Consider the following 5,097-nt stretch of genomic DNA (forward strand, 5'->3'; position numbering starts at 1 on the left):
CTCGTTCTGCGTGATCGTGGGCGAGCTGTTGCCCCACACGAAGATCCCGCCGCCCACCGAGGCGATGTTGCCGGTGGTCCAGACGTACCCCTTGCCGCCGATGATGTGAAAGCCCTGGACCCGGTCCGCGGTCGTCGGGCCCACCCCGCTCACCGAGGTGGCCTGCACGGCCGTGCACTGGGTGGTCGCGCCGTTGGGAGTGCAGTCCAACTGAACGCACGGCTTGCCCGTGGCGTCGATCGTCGTGACCGACGGGCCGTCGGTCGAGACCACGCTGATCCCCTGGAAGATCCGGATGGCTTCGGCATAGGTCCCCGGCAGCACCAGGACCGTGCCGCCCGCGGGGACGTCGTTCTTCAGGTAACAGATCGCGTCCTGGATCTTGCAGTACGGGTTGCCGGACGTGCCGTCCCCGGGACCGGGACAGTTCGTGGCATGTACGTAGACGGTCTGCTGCGCCCACGCCGTCGAGAAGGTAGCGAGAACAACGAAAGCCAGCGCGGTCCCGCCGCGCGCGGTGAACAGCGGCATCGCGGCGCCACCCGGTCGCGGCCACCCGCCACAGAGGTTGTGTCGGGCCCGAGCTTGGTGTCTATACGGTGGAGAGCGCGCATCCACAAGGCGGAAGACCGTGGTTGCGGAGTCGCTGGAGCGAGGCCGGGCTCGCGGAAGCCCTCGTGGGCCGCTGCGGCTTCCGGGAGGATCGCCTTCAGGTCAGGGACAGCCCGCAACCGGAAGGCGCTCGGCTCCACCAGTTGCGAATCCGTAAGATCCGGAGCCGCAGACGTTCTGTCCGCGAACGAGGTAGTAGTATCCCTGACCGACGACGGGATCCGGCCGCGAGCTGTCGTCCCACGCTGAGAGCGGCGCGTCGTCTCCCAGGCAGGCCGCCCCACCGGAACCCTGTCCGGTTCGGAGGTCCGGCAGGGCGCCGCCGACCACGTCATACCGTTGCGCCTGGCCCTGCGCGGCCCAGCTCAAGTGCGTCGTGGCGCCCTTGTCGACCCGCAGCCCCAAGATCTCCACGGGCAAGGTCCAGACCGCGGGATCGTTGGGGGCGCAGTCGTGGGCATCGCACACGGTGTCGTTGTCGGCGTCCTGGAACACGTGAGTGCATCCGGCGCCGGTATCGCAAGCGTCGAGAGTGCAGACGTCCCCGTCGTCGCAGTTGGGAGGTGGCCCGCCGACGCAGGTGCCGGACACGCAGCTATCGCCCACGGTGCAGGCGCTGCCGTCGCTGCACGACGTGCCGTCGGACTTGATCGGATTCGAGCAGGTTCCCGTGCCGGTGTCGCAGACGCCGGGGTCGTGGCATTGGTCGAGCGCCGAGCAGACGACGGGGTTCGCGCCGGTGCAGGTCCCGGACTGGCAGCTATCGGATTGGGTACACGCGTTGCCGTCGTCGCAGGCGGAGCCGTCGGACTTGTTCGGATTCGAGCAAACCCCGGTTCCGATGTCGCAGACGCCGGGGTCGTGGCACTGATCGAGGGCCGAGCAGACGACGGGATTGGCGCCGGTACAGATGCCGGATTGACACGTGTCGGTCTGGGTGCAGGCGTTGCCGTCGTTGCAGGCCGTTCCATCCGGCGCCAGCGTAGGAGCAGAGCAAAGCCCCGTCGTCGGCTCGCAGGTCCCGGGCAAATGGCACGCGTCCGGGGCCGTGCACGTGACCGCGAGGCACCGGCACGCATCGCCCACGCCGTTACCGACGGTGTCCTGCTGGCTCGGGTTGTAGACGGTCAGGCAGTTGTCGCAGGCATCGCCGCGACCGTCGGCGTCCGTGTCCGCCTGCGTCGGGTTGGCCACGGCGGGACAGTTGTCGACCGCACACGTATTCGCGGGGAAGCCGGGGTTGCCGAAGCCGTCACCATCGGTGTCGGTGCACGGGTCGCAGGCGTCGCCGATCCCATCACCGTCGGTGTCGACCTGGGTGGGATTGGAGATGGTCGGGCAGTTGTCGGATAAGCAGGTGTTGGCTGGATACCCCGGGTTGCCGCGGCCGTCGCCGTCGGTGTCGGTGCAGGTGTCGCAGGCGTCGCCGATCCCGTCGTGGTCCGCGTCCTGCTGGCCGGGGTTGGCCACCGAGACGCAGTCGTCGCAGACGTCGCCGACGCCGTCCGAGTCCGAGTCGGTCTGCGTCGGGTTGGCCGTGGCCGGGCAGTTGTCGCACAGGTCTCCCAAGCCGTCGCCGTCGGTGTCGACCTGGTCGGGGTTGGCTTGTCGCCCAGATCCGGAATCCCGTCACCGTCCGTGTCGAGAGAGGCCGTGGTGCAGGCGGAGGGGGGGAAGTGGTCCTGGCCGAAGCGATCCTTGCCCGCGGCGCTCTCGCCGCAGACGTTCTTGGCGCTCACCAGGTAGTAGTACACAGTGCCGAGCGGAGGGATGCTCGTGTCGTTCACCAGGGTGCCGGGCACCTCGGTGCTCAAGCACGTCTCGTTGTAGGCGAACGCCTGGCCCGGTGTGATCGTCCCGCGGTACACGTTCGAGACGTGCCCCTGGGTGCCCCGGCCCCACTTCAGTCTCGGGCCGCCGATCTTGTCGAGCCGGACCGTGTTGCCGACCTGGCCGGGCGGGACCGACGTCCCCTTCGAGAAGGGAGCGCAGTCCTGCGCATCCGCGACCCCATCGTTGTCGTCGTCGGGATCCAGCCAGTCGGGGATCCCGTCGTGGTCGAAGTCCGGCGAGTACTCGTACGCCCCCATGTCCACGACCGCGCCGCCGACGTAGTCCCCGTCCTGGGGGCGAGTGGCGCCGTCCTTGTCCTGGGAGGCCCCGTTCGCGTTCTCGCCGACGTCGATCACGGGGCTGTTCGCGGCGAGGTGGAAGTCCTTGTTCGACCGGTTCACGAATCGGGGGTCGAGGGAGAGGTTCCCGTTCACGCCGATGTAGCTCGCGTCGTTCTTCGTGCCCGCGACGTTCTGGGGGGTGTTTCCGAAGAGGTCGTTGTAGCGCACGATCGGGTTGAAGGTGTCCCCGACGAACAATCCGCCGCCGCCCGTCGACACGTTCGCGGTGTTGAACGTGAACAGGTTGTTCGCCAGCGTCGGCACGTCCGTGGTCCCCACGAACTCCAGGAGGAGCGCGCCGCCGTAGTCCGCCACGTTGTTCACGAACGTGTTGTTCCGGATCCTCACCGCCGTCGTGACGGTGTGGCCGCCGCCGGCGAACACGGCGCTGTTGCCGTCGAAGACGTTGTTCTCGACGGTCCCGACCCCGCTCTCGTACCCGCCGGAGCCGTTGTTGTATCCTCCCGCCTCGAGGCCGCCGGAGAAGCCGGCGGAGGTGTTCGTCTGGATCAGGTTCCTCGAGAGCACCGACGTCCCGGCCAGGGCGCGGCCGTACATCGCGATGGCGCCGCCGGTGGCGACCTGGTTGGCCGTCGCGGAGTTTCCCGCCCGGTTGTTGTGAAACGTGTTGTTGTCGATCGTGGGCGCCGCGTCGGTGCCGGAGTAGATCCCGCCGCCGGTCCCGTACGACTGCGCGTGACTGGTCCCGGCGGGAGGATCGGCGACGTTTCCCTCGATGAGGTTCTGGGTGATCACGGGCTTCGCGGAGACCTGGCCTCCCCCGAGGTTGCTGTTGATGTAGATCCCGCCCCCGTAGAACAGTTTGGTCGTCGTGGCGGCCAGCGTGTTGCCGACGATCTCGTTCTGCGTGATCGTGGGCGAGCTGTTGCCCCACACGAAGATCCCGCCGCCCACCGAGGCGATGTTGCCGGTGGTCCAGACGTACCCCTTGCCGCCGATGATGTGAAAGCCCTGGACCCGGTCCGCGGTCGTCGGGCCCACCCCGCTCACCGAGGTGGCCTGCACGGCCGTGCACTGGGTGGTCGCCGTGTTCGGTGCGCACGTCGTCAGGATGCACGGCTTCCCCGTGGCGTTGATCGTCGTGACCGACGGGCCGTCGGTCGAGACCACGCTGATCCCCTGGAAGATCCGGATGGCTTCGGTGTAGGTCCCCGGCCGGACGAGGACCGTGCCGCCCGCGGGGACGTTGTTCTTCAGGTAGCAGATCGCGTCCTGGATCTTGCAGTACGGGTTCCCGGACGTACCGTTCCCGGGCCCGGGGCAATTCGCGGCGCTCACGTAGAGGGTCTGCTGCGCCCACGAGGTCGACAGAGAAGCGAGAAGAACGAGCAGCGCAGAACACCCTGCGCCAACGATATAGCGCCGCATCGAAGCCCCCAACGGCCGTGGCCGCTCCGAAAGCACCCGCAATGAGTTTTGAGTCAAGTCACTGATATACGGTGGAGTTCGCCGTCCGACAAGGCGAGTCAGCGAGACGAGAAGCCCCAGAAACCCGGGATGCACGGGCCTCCACGTCCCTGCCGACCGTGGCCCGCGAATTCATCGCTTTCCGGATATTTCGACACCGGATCAGGGGCAGCCGGCTAAGGGCAGACGCTCCGCTCCCCCGGTTCCGAATCCGTAAGTCCCCGAAGCGCACACGTTCTGTCCCCGAACGAGGTAGTAGTATCCCTGCCCGATGTCGGGTTCCGGCCGCGAGCTGTCGTCCCAGGCTGTCAGGGTCGTGTCGTCCGCCAGGCACGTCGCACTTCCCGTCCCCGGGCTCGAATGGAGTTCCGTCAAAGTCCCACCTGCCACGTCGTATCGCTGCGCCTGGCCGTCCGCCGTCCAACTCAAGTGGGCCAACGACGATCCCTTGTCCACTTGCAGCGCTTGGATCTCCGTGGGAGGCGACCAGACTCCCGGCTCGCTCGGGGCGCAGTCGGCGCCGTTCGGCACGCCGTCGCCGTCGATGTCCGGATCGCACGCGTCACCCAAGCCGTCCGAGTCCAGATCGGCCTGCGTCGGGTTGGCCACGGCGGGGCAGTTGTCGACCGTACACGTATTCGCGGGGAAGCCGGGGTTGCCGAAGCCGTCACCATCGGTGTCGGTGCAGGTGTCGCAGGCGTCGCCGATCCCGTCGTGGTCCGCGTCCTGCTGGCCGGGGTTGGCCACCGAGACGCAGTCGTCGCAGACGTCGCCGACGCCGTCCGAGTCCGAGTCGGTCTGCGTCGGGTTGGCCGTGGCCGGGCAGTTGTCGCACAGGTCTCCCAAGCCGTCGCCGTCGGTGTCGACCTGGTCGGGGTTGGCC

Annotated in this window: 2 protein-coding genes and 1 pseudogene; all 3 read right to left on the reverse strand. The window is 68.1% G+C overall.

From position 1 onward, the window contains the following. Window positions 1-531, reverse strand: a 531-nt coding sequence (locus tag LAO51_20300; protein ID MBZ5641088.1) for a hypothetical protein, incomplete at its 3' end; no start/stop codon positions are given. A gap of 1,152 nt (window positions 532-1,683) precedes the next feature. Then, window positions 1,684-4,175: pseudogene (locus tag LAO51_20305) on the reverse strand (thrombospondin type 3 repeat-containing protein). Window positions 4,176-4,376: 201 nt separating this feature from the next. Continuing rightward, window positions 4,377-5,097 (reverse strand): thrombospondin type 3 repeat-containing protein (locus LAO51_20310; protein ID MBZ5641089.1); only part of this gene is annotated, 721 nt, incomplete at its 5' end.

The sequence above is a fragment of the Terriglobia bacterium genome (assembly GCA_020073205.1).
In the GTDB taxonomy this organism is placed as follows: Bacteria; Acidobacteriota; Polarisedimenticolia; order Polarisedimenticolales; family JAIQFR01; genus JAIQFR01.